Genomic DNA, 25292 nt, shown 5'->3' with positions numbered 1-25292 from the left:
CAAAGGTTTAAGCTACATGTGTGGAATCGCAGGAGAGTTACGTTTCGACCAACAGCCCGCAAACCTGGGCGCGGTGGAGCGGATCACCCATCACCTGGCACCGCGAGGCCCAGACGCGTGGGGTTTCCATAGCCAGGGGCCGATGGCCTTCGGTCACCGGCGGCTGAAAATCATGGACCTGTCCGACTGCTCGGCGCAGCCGATGGTGGACGGTCAGCTGGGCCTGGCTCTGGCTTTCAACGGGGCCATCTACAACTATCCCGAATTGCGCAAGGAGCTGGAGGCCCTGGGCTACAGCTTCTATTCCGACGGCGACACCGAGGTCCTGCTCAAGGGCTACCATGCCTGGGGCGAGGCCATGCTGCCCAAGCTCAACGGCATGTTCGCCTTCGCCATCTGGGAGCGGGATCGCCAGCAACTGTTCCTGGCCAGGGACCGTCTCGGCGTCAAGCCGCTCTACCTGTCACGCAATGGCAGCCGGCTGCGCTTTGCCTCCACACTGCCCGCCTTGCTCAAAGGTGGTGACATCGACCCCATGCTCGACCCGGTGGGGCTGAACCACTACCTCAACTTCCACGCCGTGGTGCCAGCCCCACGCACCCTGCTGGCCAATGTGCAGAAGCTTCCAGCCGCGACCTGGATGCGCATCGACGCCCAGGGCAACAGCGAGGAAAAGCTCTGGTGGACCCTGCCTTACGGCCCGGGGGCCGATGAAGCCGGGCTGGGCCTGGAGGAGTGGGTCGATCGTACGCTGCAAGCTACCCGCGAAGCGGTCGCCATTCGCCAGCGCGCCGCGGTGGACGTAGGCGTGCTGCTTTCCGGCGGCGTGGATTCCAGCCTGCTCGTGGGTCTGCTGCGCGAAACAGGCGTGGATAACCTGCTCACCTTTTCCATCGGTTTCGATGACGCCGGCGGCGAGCGCGGCAATGAGTTCGAGTATTCGGACCTGATCGCCCGTCACTACGGCACCCAGCACCATCAGTTGCGCATTGCCGAGCATGAGATTCTCGACCAGTTGCCTGCCGCCTTCCGCGCCATGAGCGAGCCCATGGTCAGCCATGACTGCATTGCCTTTTACCTGCTGTCGCGGGAAGTGTCGCGTCACTGCAAGGTGGTCCAGAGCGGCCAGGGCGCGGACGAACTCTTCGCCGGGTACCACTGGTATCCGAAGGTCGACGGGGCGCCGGATGCCTATGCCGCCTATCGCGAGGCCTTCTTCGACCGCAGCTATGAAGACTATGCCGATACCGTGCAGCCACGCTGGCGCCTGGACCAGGACACGGCTGGTGACTTCGTGCGACAACACTTCGCCATGCCCGGCGCCGAGGCCGCGGTGGACAAAGCCCTGCGCCTGGACAGCACCGTGATGCTGGTGGAAGACCCGGTCAAACGGGTAGACAGCATGACCATGGCCTGGGGCCTCGAAGCGCGCACGCCCTTCCTGGATTACCGCCTCGTAGAACTCTCCGCCCGTATTCCCGCGCGTTTCAAGCTGCCCAACGGCGGCAAGCATGTGCTCAAGGAAGCCGCGCGCCGGGTTATCCCCAGCGAAGTGATCGACCGCAAGAAGGGTTACTTCCCCGTGCCGGGCCTCAAGCACCTGGAAGGCGCCACCCTGGGCTGGGTCCGCGACCTGCTGGTCGATGGCAGTCAGGACCGAGGCCTGTTCAACCCCGCCCGCATCGACGCCTTGCTGACGGACCCCCATGGCCAGCTGACGCCGCTGCACGGCTCCAAGCTGTGGCAATTGGCTGCGCTGAACCTATGGCTCAGCGAACAAGGACTCTGATGATGAAAGCCCATGCCCACTCCATGAGCCAGCGCCTGCAACGGGGCCAGCCGCCCTCCTACGAGCGTTTGCAGGCCATGTGCGCCGAGGATGGCCTGCCTTCTTCAGGCAGCCCCCGCCCCTTGCATTGTGGCTGGGGCCGTCTGCTCATGGGCCACACCTGGTCCTCGCCGCAAGCCCTGGCCAGCGAGCTGCTGCAGGAAAAGCCCGGACAGCGCGATATCGCCCTGTACGTGGCCGCTCCGCAGCAAGTGCTGGCGCAGGCCCCACAACAGCTTTTCCTTGACCCTTCCGATACCCTGCGCCTGTGGTTCAGCGACTATCGACCGGCGCAACGGATATTTCGCGGTTTCCGCATCCGCCGGGCCTGTTCCGCCCATGACTGGGAAGCCATCAACCAGCTCTACCGCAAGCGCCGCATGCTCCCGGTGGATGCTGAACAGTTGACGCCCCGCCATCAGGGCGGCCCGGTCTACTGGCTGGCCGAGGATGAGGCTGATGGTAGCGTGATCGGCAGCGTCATGGGGTTGAACCATCGCACTGCCTTCCAGGACCCGGAAGGCGGCAGCAGCCTGTGGTGCCTGGCGGTGGACCCACGCTGCACTCGCCCCGGCGTGGGCGAAGTGCTGGTGCGCCACCTGGTGGAGCACTTCATGAGCCGGGGCCTGAGTTTCCTGGACCTGTCGGTGATGCACGACAATCGCCTGGCCAAGAACCTCTACGCCAAGCTGGGCTTTCGCACCCTGCCTACCTTCGCCATCAAGTGCAAGAACAGCATCAACCAGAAGCTCTTCCTTGGCCCGGGGCCGACGGCAAACCTCAACCCCTACGCGCGCATCATCGTCGACGAGGCCTACCGGCGTGGCATCGATGTGCATGTGGATGACGCCGAGCACGGCCTGTTCACCCTCAGCCATGGCGGCCGGCGGATTCGCTGCCGCGAGTCCCTTTGCGACCTGACCAGCTCGATCAGCGTCATGCTGTGTCAGGACAAGAGCCTGACCCACAAGGTACTGGCCGCCGCCGGCCTGTCTCTGCCGGCCCAGCAACTGGCGGGTAGCGCCGATGACAACCAGGATTTTCTCGAAGAGCACGGCCGTATCGTGGTCAAGCCGCTGGACGGCGAACAAGGCATGGGCGTGGCCGTGGACCTGCGCACCCTCGAAGACGTGCAGGCCGCCATCGAAGTGGCGCGCCAGTTCGACAGTCACGTATTGCTGGAGAGCTTCCACGAAGGGGCGGACTTGCGCATCGTGGTCATTGGCTTCGAAGTGGTGGCCGCGGCCATTCGCCGGCCGGCCCAGGTGGTCGGCGATGGCCGGCACAGCGTACGCGAGCTGATCGAGGCGCAGAGCCGGCGGCGCCAGGCTGCCACCGGGGGAGAAAGCCGCATTCCATTGGACAGGGAAACCGAGCGCACGGTGCAAGCGGCAGGCTATGAATACAGCAGCATCCTGCCCGACGGGCTGACCCTGGCGGTACGCAAGACCGCCAACCTGCATACCGGCGGGCACCTGGAAGATGTCACCGACAGCCTGCATCCGGCGCTACGGGATGCGGCCATTCGCGCCGCTCGTGCCCTGGACATCCCGGTGGTGGGCCTGGACCTGCTGGTACCCGCGGCCGACCAGCCCGAGTACGTGTTCATCGAAGCCAACGAGCGGGTTGGCCTGGCCAACCATGAGCCACGGCCTACCGCGGAACGCTTCGTGGATTTGCTGTTCCCACATATACAACCGGCGCGCTAGGCGCTCTGCGCCGCTCACGCCAGCAGGGCCGCCCGGCGGCCCGCTGACTTCGCTTGACGTATCCTGAGGAGAAGCGAGATGTCCAAGATCCCCGAACCGGATCTGAATTATCTGCGCAAGGTGCTGCTGGAGATGCTGGCCATCCCCAGCCCTACCGGATTCACCGACACCATCGTCCGTTATGTGGCCGAATGCCTGGACAGCCTGGGCATTCCTTATGAACTGACCCGCCGTGGCACCCTGCGCGCCACCTTGAAAGGCAAGCGCAACTCTCCGGACCGTGCCCTGTCCTCGCACCTGGATACGATCGGGGCCATTGTGCGGGTCATCCAGGACAACGGCCGCCTGGGGCTGGCGCCGGTGGGCTGCTGGTCCAGCCGGTTCGCCGAAGGCAGCCGCGTCAGCGTGTTCACCGATAACGGCATCGTGCGTGGCAGCGTGTTGCCGCTGATGGCCTCAGGGCACGCCTTCAATACCGCCATCGACCAGATGCCCGTCACCTGGGATCACGTGGAACTGCGCCTGGACGCCTATTCGGCCACCCGTGCCGATGCCGAGGCCCTGGGTGTGAACATCGGCGACTTCGTGGCCTTCGACCCTCTGCCCGAATTCACCGACAGCGGCCATATCAGCGCTCGTCACCTGGACGACAAGGCGGGCGTGGCCGCGGTGCTCACCGCCCTCAAGGCCATCGTGGAAAGCGGTATCGAACCGCTGATCGACTGCCATCCGCTGTTCACCATCACCGAGGAAACCGGCTCCGGCGCCGCTGGCGCGCTGCCTTGGGACGTGAGCGAATTCGTGGGGGTGGATATCGCGCCCGTCGCCGCCGGACAGCATTCCAGCGAACACGCTGTCAGCGTGGCCATGCAGGATTCCAGCGGCCCCTATGACTATCACCTGTCCCGACACTTGCTGCGCCTGGCTCAAGAACATGCCTTGCCGGTACGTCGGGACCTGTTCCGTTACTACTACAGTGACGCCCACTCGGCGGTGACCGCGGGCCACGATACTCGCACGGCATTGCTGGCCTTCGGTTGCGATGCCACCCACGGCTACGAACGCACCCACATCGATAGCCTTGCGGCCTTGAGCCGCCTGCTCGCCGCCTACATGCTCAGCCCGCCCGTGTTCGCCAGCGATGCCGACCCCGCCCATGCGTCCTTGAGCAACTTCAGCAAGCAGATCGAGCATGATGCCCATATGGAAAGCGACACCCGGGTGCCCACGGTGGAGGACATCGTTGGTAAATAGCGCCTGGCGGCTTGCCCATTGGGGTAACCTACGCATTGGCTTTTCAAGGTGAACCCGCTGTGCTGATTCCCTACGACCAACTCGCGCCCGATACGCTCAACCGCCTGATCGAGGATTTCGTCACCCGCGACGGCACCGACAATGGTGACGAAACCCCCTTGCAGACCCGAGTGCTACGGGTGCGCCAGGCGCTGGCCAAGCGCCAGGCATTCATCCTGTTCGACCCCGACAGCCAGCAATGCCAACTGCTGGCCAAGCATGACGTGCCGCCCGAGCTGCTGGAGCCCTGACTCAACTGGCCAGGGTCTCCCGTCGGTCACGCTCGGCCAGCAATCGCTTGTAGATCTCGGCGCGGTGCACTTCTACCCGCCTCGGCGCTGCGATACCGAGGCGCACCTGGTTGCCGGTCACGGAAAGTATCTTGATGCGGATGTCATCGCCAATGATGATTTCTTCGCCAATGGCCCGGGTCAGTACAAGCATGAGGGAGTCCTTTCAGGGGGTTAAGCCTTGAGCCTGCCGCCTGACGCCGCCGGATTCAACGCAAAGGGCTCTAAAACCACCGCTTGACACGTAAATTGGACACTTTCCTACAAGTTTTCGTACAAAACCGTAGATTTCCAGATAAACGCGAATCTGGCCTCTGTGGAACTCAACGCCAGCCGGGGAATGCTCTTTCCCACGCAGCGGCATTCGGCAGCTTCGCTACCTCCTACAAGCCGCCGTCCAGTGACGACAGGCTAGGTTTCACCGCAGGCTCAACCACTCCAGCGCGGCCCGAACAGCACCAGGCTCGCTCCTAGCAGGCACAGCCCCACCCCCAACCAGTCGGTGAGCAGCGGCCGCCCACGCTCGACCACTGCCAGCCAGGCAAGGGAGCTCGCGATATAGACCCCGCCATAGGCAGCGTAGGCACGGCCGGCATAGCTGGCTTCCACTCGGGTGAGCAACAAGCCGAAACAGACCAGGCTGGCCAGGCCCGCCAGGGCCCACACGGGGCTCTTGTCCAGCCGTAGCCAAAGGTAAAAGCCATAGCAGCCGGCAATTTCGAATACCGCTGCCAGGACGAACCACAGGTAGTTGAGCATCAGCGCCTCCGTGTCGAGCGAAGGCGCCAGCATACGTCAACCCGCGGCCTTGGCCCGCATCCTCTCAGCCATGTGAGCCATTTCGGCATACAGCGGCTCGGGGTTGTGACGCTTGCCTTCCCAGGCCTGACGGCCGGCTTCATGGGGCAGGATCATGAAAGCCTCTTCCAACACCTGCTGGTATAGGTAATCTGCGATGTCGGCGGCGCTGATCGGTGAGCTCTCCAGCAACTTGCCCACCGCGGCTTTCATTTCCGGAGTGGGGCCACGGAAGGAATCCAGCAGGTTGGTCTGGAAGAACGATGGGCACAGCACATGAACCCGCACGCCCAGGCCGCGCAACTCCACCAGCAGGCTTTCCGAAAGCGCGACCACACCGGCCTTGGCCACGTTGTAGTTGCTCATGCCTGGTCCTTGCATCAGCGCCGCCATGGAGGCCACGTTGATGACGCGCCCCTGGCTCTGCTGGATCAGCGGCAGGAAGGCCTTGCAGCCCTTGACTACCCCCATCAGGTTGATGGACAACTGCCAGTCCCAGTCTTCCAGCGACAGCTCGGAGAAAAACCCGCCCGACGCCACTCCGGCATTGTTGACCAGCACATCCAGGCCGTCGAACCGGGCCTGACAGGCCTCGGCCAGGGCCGTCAGCTGGCTGTAGTCGCGCACATCGCAACGGCGAATGAACCCCTCGCCTCCCGCGGCCTGTACCAGGCGCAAGGTCTCTTGCAGGCGCGCCTCGTCGAGGTCGCACAGGGCCAGCCGCCACCCTTCCCTCGCCCAGCGCACGGCGATCTCACGCCCCAGGCCGGAACCGGCCCCTGTCACCATCATACGATTGCTCATGGCTGCCTCCCTTGGACTGGCGATGAGTGCCAGCCTAGCCGCGTAGCAAGCTCGCCATAACGATCATCAGCGTGCTGAATGCCGACACCGATTTGCCGGTATTTCAAACTTTTTGCGCGCCACAGGAGTCTCAACAGATGAGTGGGCAGGCTACAAGCCCACGCCAGAACGCGGTGCAGACCGCACAGGATCTTCATTCAAGGAATCCGCCATGGGCACCATACTTATCATCATCCTGATTTTGCTGCTGATCGGTGGTCTACCCGTTTTCCCGCACTCGCGCAGCTGGGGTTACGGGCCGTCCGGCATCATCGGTACCGTCCTGATCATCCTGCTGATCCTGGTGTTGCTCGGGAAGATATAGCCCTCCAGTCGTAAAAAAACGCCCCGCTTAGCGGGGCGTTTTCATTGCGCGAAAGACTCAGTGAGAGACAGCACCGCTGGCACCGAGGCCGGTTTGCGAGCGCACGAACTGCGGATAGAAGCGCGCGCGCTCTTCATCGGCTGCCTGGGATTTGTCGGTAATGGAGAAGAACCAGATGCCCACGAAGGCTACCGCGATGGAGAACAGCGCCGGGTACTCGTAGGGGTAGATGGGCTTGGCGTTGCCCAGGATCTGCACCCAGATGGTCGGACCAAGGATCATCAGCCCCACCGCTGTCAGCAGGCCAAGCCAGCCGCCGATCATGGCGCCGCGGGTGGTTAGCTTCTTCCAGTACATCGAAAGCAGCAGCACCGGGAAGTTGCAGCTGGCGGCGATGGAGAAGGCCAGGCCGACCATGAAGGCGATGTTCTGCTTCTCGAACAGAATTCCCAGGCCGATGGCCAGCACCCCCAGGGCCACGGTGGTGATCTTCGAAACGCGGATCTCATCCTTCTCGTTGGCGTTGCCTTTCTTGATCACCGAAGCGTAGAGGTCGTGGGAGACCGCCGAGGCCCCGGCCAGGGTCAGCCCTGCCACCACCGCCAGGATGGTGGCGAAGGCTACTGCCGAGATGAAGCCCAGGAACACACTACCGCCCACGGCATTGGCCAGGTGCACCGCCGCCATGTTGTTGCCGCCCAGGAGGCCGCCGGCGGCGTCCTTGAACTCGGGGTTGGTGCTTACCAGCAAGATGGCGCCAAAGCCGATGATGAAGGTAAGGATGTAGAAATAGCCGATGAAGCCGGTGGCATAGAGCACGCTCTTGCGTGCTTCCTTGGCATCACTCACGGTGAAGAAGCGCATCAGGATGTGTGGCAGGCCGGCCGTGCCGAACATCAGTGCCAGGCCGAGGGAAAACGCGGAGATCGGGTCTTTCACCAGCCCGCCGGGGCTCATGATCGCGTCGCCCTTGGGGTGTACCTTGATCGCTTCGGAGAACAGGGTATTGAAGTCGAAGCCGACGTGCTTCATCACCATCAACGCCATGAAGCTGGCGCCGGACAGCAACAGCACGGCCTTGATGATCTGTACCCAGGTGGTGGCGAGCATGCCGCCGAAGAGCACGTACAAGCACATCAGGATGCCTACCAGGACCACCGCTACGCTGTAGTCCAGGCCGAACAGCAGCTGGATCAGCTTGCCGGCACCGACCATCTGGGCGATCAGGTAGAACGCAACCACCACCAGCGACCCGCAGGCCGAAAGGGTGCGGATTTCCTTCTGCTTGAGGCGATAGGAAGCCACGTCCGCGAAGGTGTACTTGCCCAGGTTGCGCAAGCGTTCGGCAATCAGGAAGAGAATGATCGGCCAGCCCACCAGGAAGCCGATGGAGTAGATCAGCCCGTCGTAGCCGGAGCTGAACACCAGGGCTGAAATGCCGAGGAAGGAAGCGGCGGACATGTAGTCGCCGGCGATGGCCAGCCCGTTCTGGAAGCCCGTGATACGGCCACCTGCGGCGTAGTAGTCCGAGGCGGATTTGCTACGTTTGGAAGCCCAATAGGTGATGCCCAGGGTAGCGGCAACGAATAGCACGAACATGGCGATCGCCGCCACGTTCAAGGGTTGCTTCTGTACGGCCCCGGTGAGGGCGTCGGCTGCCATCGCCGCAGGCGTCAGTGCCAGCCCGGCGAACAAGCCCAGCAGGCGGCGGCTCATGGCTGCACCTCCTTGAGCAGGGCGCGGTTCATGTCGTCGAACTCGCCATTGGCGCGACGCACATAGATGGCGGTGAGCACGAAGGCCGAGAGAATCAGGCCCACCCCGAGTGGAATGCCCCAGGTGATGGACGACCCTTCGCTCAAGCGAGCCCCCAGGATCTGCGGCCCATAGGCGATCAGCAGGATGAACGCGGCGTAAAGGCCGAGCATGATGGCTGAAAGTATCCAGGCGAAGCGTTCTCGCCTGGCCACCAGCTCCTTGAATCGCGGGTTGTTCTGTATTGCCAGATAGATGCTGTCGTTCATTGTTTTTGTCTCCGCAGCACGGTTTGAGTGGAACCTTAGCCACTTTAGGCCTCGTGTCGCGGAACCATAGACGACCTTAGTCGTAAAGGGGCTGTCGAATGGTGGCTTTCAAAGGCCACCATTCCCCAACTGCCGCTGGGTCCCACGGGGTAGGAGGCAGCGCAGCTGCCGAATGGCGGGCCTTCCAGGCGGTATTCCAGCTGCGCTGGGTCCTACGCAGCCGATTACTTAGCCGTCCACTCCTTCACCCGCTCGGGATGGGCCGCGACCCAGGCCTTGGCCGCCTCCTCGGGCTTCTTGCCGTTCTGAATCTCCAGCATCACCCCGCCGATTTCATCGGCGTCTTTCCAGGTGAAGCGTTTGAGGAAGGCGGCCACTTCAGGCGCCTTGCCTTCCAACTGCTTGCTGCCCACGCTGTCCACGTGCTCCGCGGCGCCGTATACGCCCTTCGGGTCTTCCAGGAAGCGCAGCTTCCACTTGGCGAACATCCAGTGGGGCACCCAGCCGGTAACCGCCACGGACTGTTGCTTATCGTAGGCGCGGCCCAGCTCCGAAGTCATGGCGGCGCCGGAGCTGGCTTGCAACTTGTAGCCTTCCAGCCCGTAATCCTTGATCGCCTGGTCGGTCTTGAGCATCACGCCAGAGCCTGCGTCTATGCCAACGATCTTCTTGCCGAAGCTGGCGTCGGTCTTCAAATCCGCAATGCTCTTGGCCTTGACGTACTCCGGTACGATCAGCCCGATCTTGGCGTCGTTGAAGTTGGGGCCGTAGTCCACCACCTTGTCCTTGTTCTTCTCCCAATACTCGCCATGGGTGACGGGCAGCCACGCCGACAGCATCAGGTCCAGCTTGCCGGTGGCAACCCCCTGCCACATGATGCCGGTGGCCACGGGCATGAGCTTCACGTCATAACCCAACTGTTGCTTGATCACCTCGGCCGCGACGAAGGTCGTGGCCACGCTGTCGGACCAGCCATCCACGTAGCCGATGCTCAGCTCTGTCTTGGCATTGGCCAGGCCCGAGCCCATCGCCAGCAGCAAAGCCGCCCCTGCTCCCCACAGTGTTCGCGCTTTCATGGTCGCTCCTAATCAGGTTGCCCGGCCCATCCGCCGGGCCTGTTGTATTGGCATGCGCGGGTTACCCGGCACTGCGCTCCAATGGTGCGAACACGGTGCCTGCCCACGGCCGGCAGTGGCCGGCAAGGCTGATCATCGGCTTGCGCGGCCTCGCTGCCGGTTCTGAGTGCGACCTGCAGACGGCCGTGCGCGACAACGCTTCGGCCAGCCGCCCACCGTTGCGCTTGCGCCAGCCCGTTCCTTGCATGGCCAAGCGTGTTCAGACCCGCCGGCACAGCGTAAGATCGGTGCCTTCACTGCCGCTTGGCCTGCCCATGCTCTCCGCTTATTCCCGCATCTGGTCCCTGTATGGTCTTTCCCTTGCCCTGGCCTGTAGTGCCCTGCTCGCTTTCTGGTATGTCCAGGGCCGGTCGGTGACACTGCCCGACGCCGTGCCGGCGGGCCAGCGCTTGCAATGCGCGTCCTATTCCCCTTTCGGTAAAGACCAATCGCCCTTCGAGCAGCCGCTAAGCATTCGCCCGGCGCAGCTTGAACAGGATCTTGCGCTGCTCAGCCAACAGTTCAGCTGCCTGCGCACCTATTCGATGACAGGGCTCGAGGGCCTGCCGGCACTGGCGCGACAGCATGGCCTGACGCTCATGCTGGGCGCCTGGGTGAACAACAACCCGGCCGATACCCAGAAAGAGCTGGACGCTTTGGTTGCCGCGGCCAATGCCAACCCGGATGTCGTCAGCGCGGTGATCGTCGGCAATGAGGTATTGCTGCGCAAGGAGGCCACGGGCGAGCGCATGGCCGACCTGGTGCGCCAGGTCAAGGCACGGGTGAAGCAGCCCGTCACCTACGCGGACGTGTGGGAATACTGGACGCTGTACCCACAGGTAGCGCCCGAAGTGGACTTCATCACTCTGCACCTGCTGCCGTACTGGGAGGATCTGCCCTACCCTGTGGCGACCGCCTTGGACCATGTCCGGGCCATTCACGACGATTTCGTCGAGCGCTACGGCCCCAAGCCGGTGTTCATTGGCGAAACCGGCTGGCCGAGCCAGGGCCGACGGCGGGAAACGGCCGAGCCCAGTCCGCTCGACCAGGCGCGCTTCGTGCGCGGCTTCGTGCAGATGGCTGAACGCCTCGGCTGGCGCTACAACCTCATCGAAGCCATCGACCAGCCCTGGAAGCGCAACAACGAAGGCGCCGTGGGTGGCTACTGGGGCATGCTCGATGCCGACCGCCAGGACAAGGGCGTGTTGTTCGGCCCGGTGAGCAATGAGCCCCATTGGCGGGGCTGGCTGGCGCTGGCCGCGCTGATATTGGCGCTCACCCTGGCCCTGGCCGGCCGCCCACGCTCGCCCAGGGCCGCGGTGAGCCTGCCCTGGCTGGGCGCTCTGGCGGGTGCCTGCCTGGCGCTGTGGATACGTCAGGCCTGGATAGAGGCACGTTTCCCCGGCGAATGGGCCTGGGCGGCGGGCCTGGCCGGGCTTACCCTGGCCTTGCTGATGGACGCGAGCCTGGCCTTGGGCAGCCAGCAGGACCGGCGCCAGTCAATGGCCAGACGGTTCGAAGCCTGGCGTGGAAGGCTGGCCTGGGCCGTCGGGTTCGCTGTCGCGGTGGAAACGCTATGGATGGTGTTCGACCCCCGTTACCGCGACTTCGCCACCGCTGGCTTGCTGCTGCCCGCGCTGCTACTGGCATGGCGGCCTGCTACCGTGCCGGTGCCGACCGCGCGACTGCTGACAGCCATCTGTGCCATCGGCCTTGCGCTGCAACTGATGCGCGAAGGCTGGCAGAACCCCTATGCCTGGGGCTGGGCCATGGTGGTAGCGGTCATGGCCTGGACGCTGGGCCGTGGGCTTCGCGCCCATCAGGCCTGACGATTCGCAACCCGGCCAGTACCACGGCCACGGCCGCCAGCGAGGCCGTGTACAGCACCAGGCCGGGAATGGCGCTGGCCAGGCCCAGGGCCGCCGACCATCGGCCACGCCGACCATCAAGGGCCCAGCCAAGACCTGCCAGGAGCAAGCCTGCCCAAGGCAGCACGCCCCAGTGGATCATCAGCCCCAGGCCTGCTCGAGCCTGGCAGGCCCAGGCGTCAGGGTCCGCGGCACAACGCCCTATCCAGGCAGTATGCTCCATCAGGCCATAGCGCACGGCATAGGCGGCCCCGACCCACAGGCCGAGCAGGAGCAACGCGAACGCGGCTTTCACAGAGAATTTCAAGCGCAGGTTTCCTTCTACTCGCGCCCTATGGGCGATATCAGCGACAACTAGCACAAAACGACAGAAAGTCTCTACATACCGAAGCCTTAATCGGTGTATCGTCTCGCATCCGCGCCCCTGTGCCGTTGCGTTCGAAAAACTTTTCCGAGGCTTGGCAACTCGCCATCATGGCGATTGTCTAGTCAGCATCTCGCCGTCAGGAAACATCACATGCTTCGATCATTGCGCCTCGCTGCCTTGTTGGGCGGCCTCTTCATGAGTGCGTACTCGGTGGCCAAGGACATTGACCCGGCCACGTACGGGTTTCCATTGACCAACCCGTTCGAGGCGACCATCGCCTCCACCCCGCCTGACCTGCGGCCCAAGCTGCCCCTGGACGACGACATCGACCAGGCCGACTACACGCTGAACATCCGTCCGGAGCGTGAGTTCATCCTGCCGGACAACTTCTGGCCGGTGAAGAAGCTGCGCTACCGCCTGGCCGAGCAGGACCACGCCGCTCCGCTGATCTTCCTGATCGCTGGCACGGGCGCGGCCTACAACAGCACGCTGAACGAATACCTGAAGAAGCTGTTCTACCAGGCCGGCTACCATGTGGTGCAGCTGTCCTCGCCCACCAGCTACGACTTCATGAGCGCTGCCTCGCGCTTCGCCACGCCCGGCATCAGCAGCGAGGACGCCGAAGATCTGTATCGGGTGATGCAGAGCGTGCGGGCCCAGCACCCCAAGCTGCCGGTGACCGACTACTACCTCACCGGCTACAGCCTGGGCGGGCTGGATGCCGCCTTCGTCAGCAAGCTGGACGAAACCCGGCGCAGCTTCAACTTCAAAAAAGTGCTGCTGCTCAACCCGCCGGTCAACCTGTACACGTCCATCAACAACCTGGACAAGCTTACTCAGACCGAAGTGAAGGGCATCAATAACAGCACCACGTTCTATGAGCTGGTGCTCAAGAAGCTGACCCGCTACTTCCAGCAGAAAGGCTACATCGACCTCAACGAAGCCTTGCTGTACGACTTCCAGCAGTCCAAGCAACACCTGACCAACGAACAGATGGCCATGCTGATCGGCGTGTCCTTCCGCTTCTCCGCCGCCGATATCGCCTTCACTTCGGACCTGATCAACCGCCGCGGCCTGATCATTCCACCCAAGTTCCCGATCCGCGAAGGCACCAGCCTCACGAACTTCATGCGTGTGGCGATGCAGTGTGACTTCGACTGCTACATGACCGAACAGGTGATCCCCATGTGGCGAGCGCGCACCGACGGCGGCAGCGTGTTGCAGCTGATCGACCAGGTAAGCCTCTATGGCTTGAAGGATTATCTGCAGAACAGCAGCAAGATCGCCGTCATGCATAACGCCGACGACGTGATCCTCGGCCCTGGCGACATCGGCTTCCTGCGCAAGACCTTTGGCGAACGGCTGACCCTCTACCCTTACGGCGGTCACTGCGGCAACCTCAACTACCGAGTCAACAGCGACGCAATTCTGGAGTTCTTCCGTGGTTAAACAAGCCCTGCTCATTGCCGCCCTGCTGTGCGCAGGGGCAGCCCAGGCCGATGATGGCCGGATCCCGACTGACCCGGATGGCTTCAAGGAGCCGCTCAAGCAGCTCAAGTTCAACCCTGGCCTGGACCAGCGCGAATTCGAGCGCTCCACCCTCAGCGCGCTCAACGTGTATGACCCGCTGGAATCGTGGAATCGTCGCGTCTACCACTTCAACTACCGCTTCGACGAGTGGGTGTTCCTCCCCGTGGTGCGTGGGTATCGCTATATCACCCCAAGCTTCGTGCGCACGGGTGTCAGCAATTTCTTCAACAACCTGGGGGATGTGAGCAACCTGCTCAACGCCGCGCTCCAGCTCAAGGGCAAGCGCTCCCTGGACATCACCGGGCGCCTGTTGGTCAACACCACCCTGGGCGTCGCCGGCCTGTGGGATCCGGCCACTCATTTCGGGTTGCCGCGCCAGACCGAAGACTTCGGCCAGACCCTGGGTTATTACGGCGTACCGGAAGGCCCCTACGTAGTGTTGCCGATCTTTGGCCCGTCCAACCTTCGGGACACCACCGGCCTGATCACGGACTTCGCTGCCGAATCCCAGATCAACTTCCTCAACGTGTCCGAGGAAAGCGGGCGTCACCCGGAAATCCTGCTGCTGCGCGCCGTGGATCGTCGCTACACCACCAGCTTCCGCTATGGCCAGCTGAACTCGCCGTTCGAGTATGAAAAGGTGCGTTACGTCTATACCGAAGCCCGCAAGTTGCAGATCAACGAATAGCCTGGCCTGTGGGAGGCCGCTCACCGGGCTTCGCTAGCAGGCGCCAGTTCCCATAGGAACGGATTCATCGAATTCCCTGATCATCACCTGCCGAAAAACTCACCCATTTTCCCGCGCGAGGGGCCTACCATGGCCCCATCGCTGCTGGAGCTTCCCTAATGCCCGAATTTCGCAAGATCCTTGACATCCACCGTGGTCAGGCCACTTCCGACGGCGCCGGCGTACGGCTGCTGCGTATCCTTGGCGGGCCGGGCATCGAGCGTTTCGACCCCTTCCTGATGCTCGACGAGTTCGGTTCCAACGACCCTGACGACTATATCGCCGGCTTCCCGCCGCACCCGCATCGTGGCTTCGAAACCGTGACCTACATGCTCGAGGGGCGTATGCGTCACGAAGACCATATGGGGAACGTCGGGCTGCTGGGCAGCGGTGGCGTGCAATGGATGACCGCCGCCCGTGGGGTGATCCACAGCGAAATGCCGGAACAGGAGGAAGGGGTGATGCGCGGTTTCCAGCTATGGCTGAATCTGCCGGCCAAGACCAAGCTGAGCGACGCCGCCTATGAGGACATTCCCCCGGCACGCATCCCTCGTGTACAAACCCGCGAGGGCGTTACCGCGGTCGTGATCGCTGGCACCTTCGACGACGGTACCCTGCGCCAGCCGGGCGCGGTCCAGCGGCCGGATACCGAGCCGCTCTACCTGGACCTTCACCTACCCCCGGGTGCGTCCGTCTCACCTCGTGTGGCGCAAGGGCATCGGGCGTTGCTGTACATTTATGAAGGCGCCCTGGGCCTCGAAGGCCATGATGCCCCGATCGAAGCCGGGCACCTTGCCAGGCTCTCCGACACAGGCGAGGTGCGCCTGACCAGCGAAACGGGGGCGCGGGTGCTGCTCATCGCGGGCAAGCCGCTGAATGAACCCATCGTGCAGTACGGCCCGTTCGTGATGAATACCCGGGAAGAAATCGAACAGGCGATGCGGGACTTCCATGCCAACAGGCTCACCGCCTGAGTCGGCTCAGCGCTTCGGATAGAGCCGCGGCATGCCTTCGGGCCGTGACTTGAAGCGCCGGTGGGTCCAGAGGTATTGCTCGGGGCATTCACGAATGGCCTGTTCCACCCACTGATTGATCCGCAGGCAGTCCTCCTCCACTGTCTCGGCCGGGAAATCGGCCAGGGGCGGATGCACCACCAGGCGATAGCCACTGCCATCTGCCAGGCGCACCTGGGTGAACGGAATGACTCGCGCCTTGCCCAGGCGCGCGAAGGTGCTAGTAGCCGTGACCGTGGCCGCGGGAATGCCGAACAGCGGCACGAACACGCTCTGCTTGGCACCGTAGTCCTGGTCGGGCGCATACCAGATCGCCCGCCCCTTGCGCAGCAGCTTCATCATGCCGCGTACGTCTTCGCGCTCGACCGCCAGGGCATCCTGGTTATGCCGCTCGCGCCCGCGACGCTGGACATAGTCGAACACCGGGTTGCCATGCTCGCGGTACATGCCATCGATGGTGTGATGCTGGCCGAGCAAGGCAGCGCCAATTTCCAGGGTAGTGAAATGCGCAGCCATCAGGATGGCCCCCTCGCCGGCTGCCTGAGCCTGGCGCAGGTGTTCCAGCCCCTCGATCTTCGCCAGGCGCGCCAAGCGAGCCTTGGGCCACCACCAGCTCATGGCCATTTCGAAAAAGGCGATGCCGGTGGAGCGGAAGTTTTCCCGCAGCAAGCGCGCGCGCGTCTGGCGGGAGAGCTCGGGAAAACACAGTTCAAGGTTTCGTGCGGCTATCATGCGTCTATCGGTAGCGAACAATCCCATTGTCCGCCCCAGCAGGCCGCCCATGCGCAGCAGTACCGGGTAAGGCAGTTGCACCGTCAGCCAGAGCAACCCCAACCCCAGCCACAGCGGCCAATGACGGGGGTGAAGAAAGGCGCGGCGAAACGACGGTCGTGGCATGGGCATATCCGGCAGTGACAAAGGGCGGCATTCTACATGGGTTGCGCCCGGCTTGCGGCTGGCAAGCGTTCTCGCTATAAGTCACGGCACTTTTTCGCGACAGGGCGACATTTGCCGACCATGAGCCAAACCGAACCTCAGCAGCAGGAAGCCGTGTTTCAACTGAAGGGCAGCATGCTCGCCATCACCGTACTGGAGCTGGCCCGCAACGACCTCGAGGGGCTGGACCGCCAGCTCGCGGCCAAGGTAGCCCAGGCGCCGAACTTCTTCAGCAACACGCCCCTCGTGCTGGCCCTGGACAAGCTCCCGGCCAGTGAAGGCGCCATCGACCTGCCTGGGCTGATGCGGGTGTGCCGCCACCATGGCCTGCGGACCCTGGCCATTCGCGCCGCGCGGATCGAAGACATTGCCGCGGCCATCGCCATCGACCTGCCGGTGCTGCCGCCTTCCACCGCGCGGGAGCGGCCGGTCGAGCCGGCCGAGGATCCCAAGCCGGCACCCGCCCCGCCCGTGGTGGAAACCCCACCCCCGGCACCGGTGCGCCAGCCTACCCGGGTGATCACCACGCCGGTACGCGGCGGACAACAGATCTACGCCCAGGGCGGCGACCTGATCGTAGTGTCATCGGTCAGTTCCGGCGCGGAACTTCTGGCCGATGGCAACATCCATGTGTACGGCCCGATGCGCGGCCGTGCCCTGGCGGGCATCAAGGGTGATACCCGAGCGCGTATCTTCTGTCAGCAACTGGGCGCGGAACTGCTGTCCATCGCCGGGCAATACAAGGTCGCCGAGGACCTGCGGCGAGACCCGCTCTGGGGCGCCCCGGTGCAGGTCAGCTTGAACGCCGATGTGTTGAACATCACTCGTCTTTAACGGATACTGCCGCCATTTTATGCGTAACGAGCCGGCAACCCACGTCGGCCGTGCCTGGCGCCATTCAATAAGCAAACCATCGTCATCTTCACGTTTTCGAGGACGAACAACGTCCTTTTCATTAGGGGTATTGCACCTTGGCCAAGATTCTCGTGGTTACTTCCGGCAAGGGTGGTGTAGGCAAGACCACCACCAGCGCAGCCATTGGCACCGGCCTGGCCTTGCGCGGCCATAAAACCGTCATCGTCGACTTCGACGTGGGCCTGCGTAACCTCGACTTGATCATGGGCTGCGAGCGTCGCGTGGTGTACGACTTCGTCAATGTGGTGAACAACGAGGCCACCCTCAAGCAGGCGCTGATCAAGGACAAGCGCCTGGAGAACCTCTACGTGCTCGCCGCCAGCCAGACCCGCGACAAGGATGCCCTCACCCAGGAAGGCGTTGAAAAGGTACTGACCGAACTCAAGGAAGAATTCGAGTACGTGATCTGCGATTCGCCGGCGGGCATCGAGAAAGGCGCCAGCCTGGCCATGTACTTCGCCGACGAGGCGATCGTGGTCACCAACCCGGAAGTGTCCTCGGTACGCGACTCCGACCGCATGCTTGGCCTGCTGGCCAGCAAGTCGCGGCGCGCCGAGAATGGCGAAGATCCGATCAAGGAACACCTGCTGCTGACCCGCTACAACCCCGAGCGCGTGAGCAAGGGCGAGATGCTGGGTGTCGAAGACGTGGAGGAAATCCTCGCGATCCGCCTGCTGGGCGTGATCCCGGAGTCCCAGGCAGTGCTCAAGGCCTCGAACCAGGGCGTGCCGGTGATCCTCGACGAACAGAGCGATGCCGGCCAGGCCTACAGCGACGCAGTGGATCGCCTGCTGGGCAAGACGGTCGAGCACCGTTTCCTCGACGTGAAGAAGAAAGGCTGGTTCGAGCGCATTTTCGGAGGTCGTGAATGAATATTTTCGACTTCTTTCGTGACCGCAAGAAGGCCAGCACCGCCTCGGTCGCGAAAGAGCGTCTGCAGATCATCGTGGCCCACGAGCGCGGTCAACGCACCACGCCAGACTACCTCCCTGCGCTGCAGAAAGAGCTGGTGGAAGTTATCCGCAAATACGTCAGCATCGACAACGACGACGTTCAGGTTGCCCTTGAAAACCAGGGCAGCTGTTCGATCCTCGAACTGAACATCACCCTTCCCGACCGTTGACCGGGCAGGTGTGAAACGGCGCCATCGAAGCCTGGCCTCGGTGGCGCCGTTCATGTTTTGAAGAGACCTTCCGGCAATGCCCCTTTCCAATGTCCGCATCCTCCATCAGGACCCGGCTTTCCTGGTGATCGACAAACCCACCCTGCTCCTCTCGGTGCCCGGCCGCGCCGAGGACAACAAGGACTGCCTGATCACCCGCCTGCAGGAAAACGGCTATCCCGACGCCCTGATCGTGCACCGGCTGGACTGGGAAACCTCGGGGATCATCCTGCTGGCGCGTAATCCCGACAGTCACCGGGAATTATCCCGACAGTTCCATGATCGGGAAACGGAGAAGGCCTACACCGCGCTGTGCTGGGGGCAACCGGCCCTGGACAGTGGCAGCATCGACCTGCCCCTGCGCTACGACCCGCCCACCAAGCCGCGTCATGTGGTGGACCATGAACAGGGCAAGCACGCCCTGACCTTCTGGCGTGTACTGGAACGCCAGCCAGAATGGTCGCGGGTAGAACTAACACCTGTGACCGGTCGCTCCCATCAGCTTCGGGTACACATGCTGAGCATCGGCCACCCCTTGCTGGGAGATCGGCTCTATGCCCATGAAGCCGCGCTGGCAGCTGCGCCGCGCCTGTGCCTGCATGCCAGCATGCTCGCCTTCAGCCACCCGGTCAGCGGTGAACGCCTGCGCTTCGAATGCCCCGCGCCTTTCTGATCCGGTCTCGAGCCTGACCCTGTGGGACCCAGCGCCAGCTGGGGAACAGGCGTGTTCGGCAGCTTCGCTACCTCCCACCGCGTTCGCCAGCTTCGCTGGCTCCTACCTGAGGGCGATGTGGGTTAGACTCGGGGCATTGCTGCCTGGAGTACCCCAATGCGCGACACGCTCAACCAAGGCCTGATCGATTTCCTCAGGGCCTCGCCTACCCCCTTCCATGCCACCGCCAGCCTGGTTCAACGCCTGGAAGCAGCAGGCTATCGGCGCCTCGATGAACGCGAGCAATGGGCGACAACGCCTGGCGGGCGCTACTACGTCACTCGCAACGACTCCTCTCTGATCGCCATCCGCCTGGGCAAAGCCTCGCCTGTGGCGAACGGCCTGCGCCTGGTCGGCGCCCATACCGACAGCCCCTGCCTGCGGGTCAAGCCACAACCGGAACTGCAACGCCAGGGCTTCCTGCAGCTGGGTGTAGAGGTCTACGGCGGCGCCCTGCTGGCGCCCTGGTTCGACCGCGACCTCTCCCTGGCCGGCCGAGTCACCTTCCGCCAGGACGGCCGGGTCGCCAGCCAGTTGGTGGACTTCCGTATACCGATCGCCGTCATTCCCAACCTGGCCATCCACCTCAACCGAGGCGCCAACGAGGGCTGGCCGATCAATGCCCAGAACGAGCTTCCGCCCATCCTGGCCCAGGTCGACGGCGACGACCGTTTCGACTTCCGTGCCCTGCTCACCGACCAACTGGCCAAGGAACACGGCGTGACCGCCGACGTGGTGCTGGACTACGAGCTCAGTTTCTATGACACCCAGCCCGCGGCCGTCATTGGCCTGAACCAGGATTTCATTGCCGGGGCGCGCCTGGACAACCTGCTGTCCTGCTTCGCCGGGCTGCAGGCCCTGCTGCGCGCTGAAACCGACGAAACCTGCGTGCTGGTGTGCACCGACCATGAAGAGGTAGGCTCCAGCTCCACCTGCGGCGCCGATGGTCCGCTGCTGGAGCAGACCCTGCAGCGCCTGTTGCCCGAAGGCGACGACTTCGTGCGCGCCATCCAGCGTTCGCTGCTGGTCTCGGCAGACAATGCCCATGGCGTGCACCCCAACTATGCCGACAAGCATGACGGCAACCACGGGCCCAAGCTCAATGCCGGCCCGGTGATCAAGGTCAACAGCAACCAGCGCTACGCCACCAACAGCGAAACAGGCGGTTTCTTCCGCCACCTGTGCATGGCCGAAGAGGTGCCCGTGCAAAGCTTCGTGGTGCGCAGCGACATGGGCTGCGGTTCGACCATCGGGCCGATCACCGCCAGCCGCCTGGGCGTGCCCACCGTGGATATCGGCGTGCCCACCTTTGCCATGCATTCCATTCGCGAGCTGGCCGGCAGTCATGACCTGGCCCACCTGGTCAAGGTACTGGGCGCGTTCTACGCGGCCCGAGCGCTATTGTGATCGAGGCGGTTTCCAGGCGGGTCCTGACCTGGGCCCGGGCCCTGGCTTGGCTGATGGCCTGGTCGTTCGGCTGCTGGCTCTGGCTGGCGCTACCGGCCCAGGCGGCGCCCTTGCCCGGCCTGCTGGGCGGGGCCAAGACCGAGGCGCCCGCTCCCACCCTGGACCAATCCCTGGACCAGGTCATCACGGCACTGGAAAACGACCAACAGCGCGCGCGCCTGCTCAGCGACCTCAAGCAACTTCGAGACGCCAGCCGCAAGACCCAGCCGAGCCAGGAAGAAGGCGTGGTCGGGTTGCTGGGCACCACGGTGCGTACGCTGGAGCAGCAGTTCACTGGCGAGGCCAGCCCGCTCAATCAGTGGCTGGACGAACTGAGCCTGGCCAAGGAAGAACTGAGTGAACGCTTCAGCCGCTTCACCGACCAGGGCGTGGTGCTGCTGGTATTCGCCGCCACCATGCTGGCCTGGGCGCTCATGGCCTATGCGCTGATCTGGCTCAGCCAACGCATGCGCGAACGCTTTGGCCTGCCCGAAGAACTGCCGCAGCATCCGCGAACCTGGGACCTGCTGCGTTTCGCCCTACGCAAGATCGGCCCCTGGATGGTAGCCCTGGTGCTTACCCTGGGCATCGGCTACGTCATCCCCTCGTCCCTGGGCAAGGATCTGGCGCTGGTGGTGGCCTATGCCCTGGTCGTCGGCACCTGCTTTGCCGCCATCTGTGTCATCGCCTTTTCCCTGCTCGATGGCCCGCATCGTCATCAGGCGCTGCATATCCTTCGGCGCCGGGCTTTCCGACCCATGTGGCTGATCGGCAGCTTCGCCGCCTTTGGCGAAGCCATCAGCGACCCACGCCTGGTGGCTGGGCTGGGCGTGCATCTGGCCCATAGCGCCGCTGCCCTGGCCAATGTACTGGCCGCGCTCTTCAGCGGCTTGTTCATCCTGCGGTTTCGCCGCCCCATCGCCCACCTGATCTGCAACCAGCCCCTGGAGCGCCGCCTGCATCGGCGCGCCATGACCGATACCCTGGAGGTACTGGGTACTTACTGGTACCTGCCCGCGTTGGTGCTGGTGGGCGTATCCTTGGTGGCCACCTTCATCTCCGCGGGAGACGCCAGCACCGCGCTGCGCCAGTCCCTGCTGTGCACGATGCTGCTGGTGGTGTGCATGGTGATCAATGGGCTCATCAGTCGACAGGCGCAGAAACCCAGCCGACGCCCGCGGCGCCAGGAAGCCTACCGCGAGCGGCTTAGGAGCTTCGGTTTTACCTTGGCGCATATTGCGACATGGGCGCTGTTCCTGGAGCTGGGGTTACGGGTCTGGGGGCTGTCGTTCATTCGCTTTACCGAAGGCAGCGGCCATGAGTTCAGTATGCGCCTGCTCGGCCTCACCGGGACGCTGATGTCCGCCTGGCTGGTGTGGATACTGGCCGACACGGCCATCCACCATGGGCTTTCCCGCTCGCGCAAGGGCTTGGCCAATGCCCGCGCGCAAACCATGATGCCGTTGATTCGCAACGTGCTGTTCGTGACCATCTTCGTGATCGCCGGCATCGTCGCCCTGGCCAACATGGGGGTGAACGTCACGCCGCTGCTCGCCGGTGCCGGTGTGATCGGCCTGGCCATCGGTTTCGGCGCCCAGTCACTGGTGGCCGACCTGATCACCGGCCTGTTCATCATCGTCGAGGATTCCCTGGCCATCGACGACTACGTGGACGTGGGCGGCCACCTCGGCACCGTGGAAGGCTTGACCATCCGTACGGTGCGCCTGCGCGACATCGACGGCATCGTGCACACCATCCCCTTCAGCCAGATCAAAAGCATCAAGAACTATTCCCGGGAGTTCGGCTATGCGATTTTCCGAGTGGCCATACCTCACACCATGGATATCGATGACGCGATCAGGCTGATTCGCGACGTGGGCCAGAAGATGCACAACGATCCCCTGCTGCGCCGGGATATCTGGTCGCCGCTGGAATTCCAGGGCGTCGAAAGCTTCGAGTCCGGTGCCGCGGTACTGCGGGCGCGCTTCAAGACGGCGCCACTCAAGCAATGGGAAATCTCCCGGGCCTTCAACCTGTTGCTCAAGCGCACCCTGGACAATGCCGGGCTGGACCTGGCCACGCCACGGCTGAGCGTGCAAGTGGTCCACGCCGGCCCGCCGGCCGCGCCTGTTCAAAGCTCCTCGGCGTCATCCTCGATATCCGGGACATCCTGAGACTCGGCGGCTTGCTCCAGCAGCGCTTCTTCGTATTCACCCATGGCAGTGCTCCGGCTTATCCATTGGCCAAAGCCTGCCAGCAAGGCTTTACGCTCATATGACAACGCTTGGTCATTGGCTGACCGTGGTCACCACGCGGATCGCATCATGACGCCAGTATTCGAGGTCGCAATCGATTCGCCGGCCCTGACGGTCATGGTTGATCCGGGTAATGCGCAGCCCTGGGCTCCCCCGAGACACCCTCAAGGCACCCGCCGCCTCCGGCGGTAGCGCTGTCGGCAGCAGCTCGAAACGTACCTGCCCATACTCGATGCCGTAGGCCCGGGCATAGAGTTCGGTCAGCGGTTGACTCAGATCATGGGCCAACAACCCCGGAAAGTATGCCGGGTTCAGGTAATGTTCCACGTACAGCACCAAACGCCCGTCAATACGCCGAGCCCGGCTGATGCGATACACCCGCGCCAGCGGCGCCAGCCCCAGTTGATCGCAGATGGTCGCTGGCGCGGCCAGCGCTCGGGCACTGATGAGTTCGGTCGCGGGCAGCCTGCCCTGCTGAAGCACCATGGCGTGGAAATGGCTGCGCTCGTTCAGATCATAGGTCAACCGCGGCGGAGATATGAACCAGCCGCGGCGATCTTCGCGGTATACCAGGCCCTGGGCTTCCAACTGCAACAGCGCCTCACGCAAGGTAATGCGCGTGGTCTGGAACAACTCGCTCAGGTTGCGCTCGGCTGGCAACTTTGCGCCGGGCACCAACAGTCCGTGCTCGATCTGTTCCTGCAATGCCGCGCCAATTGCGATGACCGCCCGCGGTGCACTTTCACCCATGCCGATTCCCTATTGGTCTAGACCAGTGCGTTGACGGCGCCTGAACGCGACCCTTGTCGATTTCCAAGCCTAGGCTATGCAAATGAACGATAGATGACGGTCAACGCCCGGCAAGGCGCGTGGGCTGGGCTACGCTTAGGCAACGCAGCGGCGATGGCCGCCTGGACGTACATCAAACTGTCACGCCACGCCACTAGATTGGCTCGGGTATTGCTGAACTAGACCAATCCGCATCCTGAACTCGCCGGAGCAACAGATGAAAAAACAGCCCACGCTCAAAACGCTGTTCCTCGCCTCTCTCTTAGGCTCGGCCCTTGCCTTGGGCAATCAGGCCATGGCTGCTGATGACCTTGGAGCCCTGGAAGCCGCCGCTCGCAAGGAAGGTCAGGTCAATAGCGTGGGCATGCCCGATGCCTGGGCCAACTGGAAAGGCACCTGGGCGGACCTGGCCAGCAAATACGGCCTCAAGCACACCGATACGGACATGAGCTCGGCCCAGGAAATCGCCAAGTTCGCCGCGGAAAAAGACAACGCCAGCGCGGACATTGGTGATGTCGGCGCCGCGTTCGGCCCTATCGCCGTCAGCCAGGGCGTGACTCAGGCCTACAAGCCCAGCACCTGGTCGCAGATCCCCGATTGGGCCAAGGACAAGGACGGCCACTGGATGCTGGCCTATACCGGCAGCATTGCGTTCATCATCAACAAGCAGCTGGTCAAGGACACAGACGCCCCCAAGAGCTGGCATGACCTGGAAAAGGGCAAGTACAAGGTCGCCATCGGTGACGTGAGCACCGCCGCCCAGGCCGCCAATGGCGTGCTGGCCGCCGCTATCGCCTACAAGGGTGACGAATCCAACCTGGCGCCCGGCCTGGCACTGTTCACCCAGCTGGCCAAGGACGGCCGCCTGTCCCTGGCCAACCCCACCATCCAGACCTTGGAGAAAGGTGAGGTCGAAGTCGGAGTGGTGTGGGACTTCAACGGCCTGAGCTACCGTGACCAGATCGATCCCAAGCGCTTCGACGTGGTGATTCCTTCGGACGGCTCGGTGATCTCCGGCTATACGACCCTGATCAACAAGTACGCCAAGCACCCGAATGCAGCCAAGCTGGCGCGTGAATACATCCTCAGCGATGCCGGGCAGATCAACCTGGCCAACGGCTACGCCCGGCCCATCCGCGCTGACCACGTCAAGCTGCCCGCCGAGGTCGCCGCCAAGCTGCTGCCGGCCGAGCAGTACAAGAGCGTGAAGCCCATCGTCAACGCCGCCGCCTGGGAGAAGAGCTCCAAGGCGCTGCCGCAGCAGTGGAACGAGCAAGTGATCGTCGAGATGCAATAACCTGTCGGCCGCCGCCCGCGGGGGCGGCGGCCATCGGCATACGAGGCCGC

26 protein-coding genes are annotated in these 25292 nt (G+C 63.5%); 16 read left to right on the top strand and 10 right to left on the bottom strand.

The genetic code is table 11. From position 1 onward, the window contains the following. Nucleotides 1–16: 16 nt before the first annotated feature. From ACP691_RS03640 to ACP691_RS03625, 4 genes are all read left to right on the top strand, one after another. Nucleotides 17–1789 (top strand): N-acetylglutaminylglutamine amidotransferase, encoded by a 1773-nt coding sequence (locus ACP691_RS03640; RefSeq protein WP_426150096.1) that lies wholly within the window; start codon nt 17–19, stop codon nt 1787–1789. 2 nt (nt 1790–1791) lie between these two features. Beyond that, on the top strand, nt 1792–3537 hold the full coding sequence (gene ngg, locus ACP691_RS03635; RefSeq protein ID WP_426150219.1) for an N-acetylglutaminylglutamine synthetase: 1746 nt from the start codon (nt 1792–1794) through the stop codon (nt 3535–3537). A 78-nt stretch (nt 3538–3615) separates the two neighbouring features. Further along, nucleotides 3616–4791 carry an osmoprotectant NAGGN system M42 family peptidase gene (locus ACP691_RS03630; protein ID WP_426150095.1) on the top strand — a complete coding sequence of 392 codons (1176 nt, stop codon included), beginning with the start codon at nt 3616–3618 and terminating at the stop codon, nt 4789–4791. Between the two features lie 59 nt (nt 4792–4850). Further along, nucleotides 4851–5081 carry a YheU family protein gene (locus ACP691_RS03625; RefSeq protein WP_040262123.1) on the top strand — a complete coding sequence of 77 codons (231 nt, stop codon included), beginning with the start codon at nt 4851–4853 and terminating at the stop codon, nt 5079–5081. 1 nt (nt 5082) lies between these two features. Here the strand turns inward: ACP691_RS03625 and csrA are convergent, their stop codons facing one another. From csrA to ACP691_RS03610, 3 genes are all read right to left on the bottom strand, one after another. Beyond that, nucleotides 5083–5274: a carbon storage regulator CsrA gene (csrA, locus tag ACP691_RS03620; protein WP_040262122.1), complete on the bottom strand. Its 192-nt coding sequence runs from the start codon at nt 5272–5274 to the stop codon at nt 5083–5085. Nucleotides 5275–5549: 275 nt separating this feature from the next. Next, the gene (locus tag ACP691_RS03615; RefSeq protein WP_426150094.1) at nt 5550–5879 is read right to left on the bottom strand and encodes a YnfA family protein; all 330 of its coding nucleotides are present in this window, start codon (nt 5877–5879) and stop codon (nt 5550–5552) included. Between the two features lie 36 nt (nt 5880–5915). Continuing rightward, nucleotides 5916–6722, bottom strand: a complete 807-nt coding sequence (locus ACP691_RS03610) for an SDR family oxidoreductase (protein WP_426150093.1) — start codon at nt 6720–6722, stop codon at nt 5916–5918. A gap of 211 nt (nt 6723–6933) precedes the next feature. On the opposite strand from ACP691_RS03610, the gene ACP691_RS03605 reads away from it, so the two are divergent. Then, nucleotides 6934–7086 carry a DUF3309 family protein gene (locus ACP691_RS03605; protein WP_040262120.1) on the top strand — a complete coding sequence of 51 codons (153 nt, stop codon included), beginning with the start codon at nt 6934–6936 and terminating at the stop codon, nt 7084–7086. A 57-nt stretch (nt 7087–7143) separates the two neighbouring features. Here ACP691_RS03605 and ACP691_RS03600 read toward each other — a convergent pair whose 3' ends face one another. The 3 genes from ACP691_RS03600 to ACP691_RS03590 all read right to left on the bottom strand — a co-directional run bounded on the left by ACP691_RS03600 (nt 7144) and on the right by ACP691_RS03590 (nt 10186). Then, nucleotides 7144–8802 carry a cation acetate symporter gene (locus ACP691_RS03600; protein WP_426150092.1) on the bottom strand — a complete coding sequence of 553 codons (1659 nt, stop codon included), beginning with the start codon at nt 8800–8802 and terminating at the stop codon, nt 7144–7146. Then, on the bottom strand, nt 8799–9110 hold the full coding sequence (locus ACP691_RS03595) for a DUF485 domain-containing protein (RefSeq protein ID WP_426150091.1): 312 nt from the start codon (nt 9108–9110) through the stop codon (nt 8799–8801). The genes ACP691_RS03600 and ACP691_RS03595 overlap by 4 nt, the downstream gene beginning before the upstream one ends. Nucleotides 9111–9334: 224 nt before the next feature. Further along, nucleotides 9335–10186 carry a glycine betaine ABC transporter substrate-binding protein gene (locus ACP691_RS03590; RefSeq protein ID WP_426150090.1) on the bottom strand — a complete coding sequence of 284 codons (852 nt, stop codon included), beginning with the start codon at nt 10184–10186 and terminating at the stop codon, nt 9335–9337. Between the two features lie 314 nt (nt 10187–10500). Here ACP691_RS03590 and ACP691_RS03585 point away from each other — a divergent pair, with 314 nt between their 5' ends. Then, entirely contained in the window at nt 10501–12054 is a 1554-nt protein-coding gene (locus ACP691_RS03585; protein ID WP_426150217.1) for a beta (1-6) glucans synthase, read from the top strand. On the opposite strand, the gene ACP691_RS03580 is transcribed toward ACP691_RS03585, so the two are convergent. Beyond that, nucleotides 12008–12400: a hypothetical protein gene (locus ACP691_RS03580; RefSeq protein WP_426150089.1), complete on the bottom strand. Its 393-nt coding sequence runs from the start codon at nt 12398–12400 to the stop codon at nt 12008–12010. The genes ACP691_RS03585 and ACP691_RS03580 overlap by 47 nt on opposite strands. Nucleotides 12401–12610: 210 nt before the next feature. Between ACP691_RS03580 and ACP691_RS03575 the strand changes: the two genes are divergently transcribed. The 3 genes from ACP691_RS03575 (at nt 12611) to ACP691_RS03565 (ending at nt 15691) form a co-directional block, all read left to right on the top strand. Further along, complete coding sequence (locus tag ACP691_RS03575) at nt 12611–13909, top strand: serine/threonine protein kinase (protein WP_426150088.1); 1299 nt, start codon at nt 12611–12613, stop codon at nt 13907–13909. Beyond that, nucleotides 13902–14678, top strand: a complete 777-nt coding sequence (locus tag ACP691_RS03570; protein WP_426150087.1) for an MlaA family lipoprotein — start codon at nt 13902–13904, stop codon at nt 14676–14678. The genes ACP691_RS03575 and ACP691_RS03570 overlap by 8 nt, the downstream gene beginning before the upstream one ends. Before the next feature lie 158 nt (nt 14679–14836). Further along, nucleotides 14837–15691 carry a pirin family protein gene (locus ACP691_RS03565; RefSeq protein WP_426150086.1) on the top strand — a complete coding sequence of 285 codons (855 nt, stop codon included), beginning with the start codon at nt 14837–14839 and terminating at the stop codon, nt 15689–15691. A gap of 6 nt (nt 15692–15697) precedes the next feature. Here ACP691_RS03565 and ACP691_RS03560 read toward each other — a convergent pair whose 3' ends face one another. After that, entirely contained in the window at nt 15698–16627 is a 930-nt protein-coding gene (locus ACP691_RS03560) for a lipid A biosynthesis lauroyl acyltransferase (protein WP_426150085.1), read from the bottom strand. Between the two features lie 120 nt (nt 16628–16747). On the opposite strand from ACP691_RS03560, the gene minC reads away from it, so the two are divergent. From minC to ACP691_RS03530, 6 genes are all read left to right on the top strand, one after another. Next, the gene (gene minC / locus ACP691_RS03555) at nt 16748–17500 is read left to right on the top strand and encodes a septum site-determining protein MinC (protein ID WP_426150084.1); all 753 of its coding nucleotides are present in this window, start codon (nt 16748–16750) and stop codon (nt 17498–17500) included. 137 nt (nt 17501–17637) lie between these two features. Next, entirely contained in the window at nt 17638–18453 is an 816-nt protein-coding gene (gene minD / locus ACP691_RS03550; protein WP_040262110.1) for a septum site-determining protein MinD, read from the top strand. After that, entirely contained in the window at nt 18450–18704 is a 255-nt protein-coding gene (minE, locus tag ACP691_RS03545; RefSeq protein ID WP_040262109.1) for a cell division topological specificity factor MinE, read from the top strand. Before minD ends, minE begins: the two co-directional genes overlap by 4 nt. Nucleotides 18705–18780: 76 nt before the next feature. Further along, nucleotides 18781–19416, top strand: coding sequence for an RluA family pseudouridine synthase (locus tag ACP691_RS03540; protein WP_426150083.1), 636 nt, complete (start codon nt 18781–18783; stop codon nt 19414–19416). 156 nt (nt 19417–19572) lie between these two features. Continuing rightward, on the top strand, nt 19573–20862 hold the full coding sequence (locus tag ACP691_RS03535) for a M18 family aminopeptidase (RefSeq protein ID WP_426150082.1): 1290 nt from the start codon (nt 19573–19575) through the stop codon (nt 20860–20862). Between the two features lie 53 nt (nt 20863–20915). Next, a complete protein-coding gene (locus tag ACP691_RS03530; protein ID WP_426150081.1) occupies nt 20916–23075 on the top strand; it encodes a mechanosensitive ion channel domain-containing protein in 2160 nt (719 codons plus the stop codon). On the opposite strand, the gene ACP691_RS03525 is transcribed toward ACP691_RS03530, so the two are convergent. Further along, complete coding sequence (locus tag ACP691_RS03525; RefSeq protein ID WP_426150080.1) at nt 23033–23182, bottom strand: hypothetical protein; 150 nt, start codon at nt 23180–23182, stop codon at nt 23033–23035. The two genes, ACP691_RS03530 and ACP691_RS03525, sit on opposite strands and share 43 nt — an antisense overlap. Nucleotides 23183–23189: 7 nt before the next feature. Beyond that, a complete protein-coding gene (locus ACP691_RS03520; RefSeq protein WP_426150079.1) occupies nt 23190–23906 on the bottom strand; it encodes a UTRA domain-containing protein in 717 nt (238 codons plus the stop codon). Nucleotides 23907–24162: 256 nt separating this feature from the next. Between ACP691_RS03520 and ACP691_RS03515 the strand changes: the two genes are divergently transcribed. Then, nucleotides 24163–25242, top strand: a complete 1080-nt coding sequence (locus tag ACP691_RS03515; RefSeq protein ID WP_426150078.1) for an ABC transporter substrate-binding protein — start codon at nt 24163–24165, stop codon at nt 25240–25242. The last annotated feature ends 50 nt before the right edge of the window (nt 25243–25292 follow it).

The organism is Pseudomonas sp. DC3200b2 (assembly GCF_049895785.1).
Lineage (GTDB): Bacteria > Pseudomonadota > Gammaproteobacteria > Pseudomonadales > Pseudomonadaceae > Aquipseudomonas > Aquipseudomonas massiliensis.
This window is presented reverse-complemented; position numbering and strand designations above follow the sequence as displayed.